Source organism: Bacillus sp. AFS073361, assembly GCF_002567005.1.
Classification (GTDB): Bacteria; Bacillota; Bacilli; order Bacillales; family Cytobacillaceae; genus Neobacillus.
The window spans coordinates 1-940 of record NZ_NUZU01000048.1 but is presented as its reverse complement, the minus strand read 5'-3'; the positions used below and the strand labels follow the sequence as shown (position 1 = coordinate 940).

The 940-nt window shown below is 37.8% G+C and carries 1 protein-coding gene; it reads left to right on the top strand.

What is annotated here, in order from left to right; genetic code table 11:
- The coding region (locus COJ96_RS24350; protein WP_098576395.1) for an IS1182 family transposase at positions 1 to 940 on the top strand (940 nt) is incomplete at both ends.

Here is a 940-nt window from a genome sequence, read left to right as displayed (position 1 = left end):
CGTTGGTTTCTTGGCTTTGGCTTTAATGACAAGGTACCACACTTTTCAACATTCGGTAAAAACTACGAGCGGCGCTTTAAGGATACAGATTTATTTGAACAGATTTTTTATCGTATTTTGAAGGAAGCCTCTGACAAGAAATTGATTAGTAGCGAACACGTATTTATTGATTCCACACATGTTAAAGCAAGTGCGAATAAGCGTAAATTCGAGAAGAAAGTTGTCCGAAAAGAATCGAAAGCTTATGAAGCACGTTTACAAGACGAGATTAATAAAGACCGCGAAGATCACGGAAAAAAGCCATTTCCTCCCGATAAATTTGATAAAGAGGAATTAAAAGAAATTAAAGAAAGTACGACTGACCCAGAAAGTGGTTATTACGTAAAGGACGAACGAACTAAACAATTCGCATACTCATTTCATGCAGCTTCAGATCGAAATGGTTTTGTCCTTGGCACAATTGTAACACCAGGGAATATCCATGATAGCGTCATATTCGAGCCACTACTTGAGAAAGTCATCCAAAACCAAGGGAAACCTGAAGCTGTTGCTGCTGATGCTGGATACAAAACACCTGCTATTGCTCAATTCGTTTTTGAAAATGATATGACTCCTGCATTACCGTATACACGTCCACGCACAAAGGATGGTTATATGAAAAAACATGAGTATGTTTATGATGAATACTACGATTGTTATATCTGTCCGCAAGGACAAATTCTGAAATATGCAACGACGACGAAGAATGGAAAGCGTCAATACTTTTCTAATCCTCTTGATTGTAAAAATTGCCCATTACTTTCCGAATGCACACAAAGTAAAGAACATAAAAAATTGATTGAGCGGCATGTGTGGGAACATTACATAGAAGAAGCGGACCATCTTCGTCATACACAAGAGAATAAAAGCATTTACGCAAGACGTAAAGAAACGATTGAAC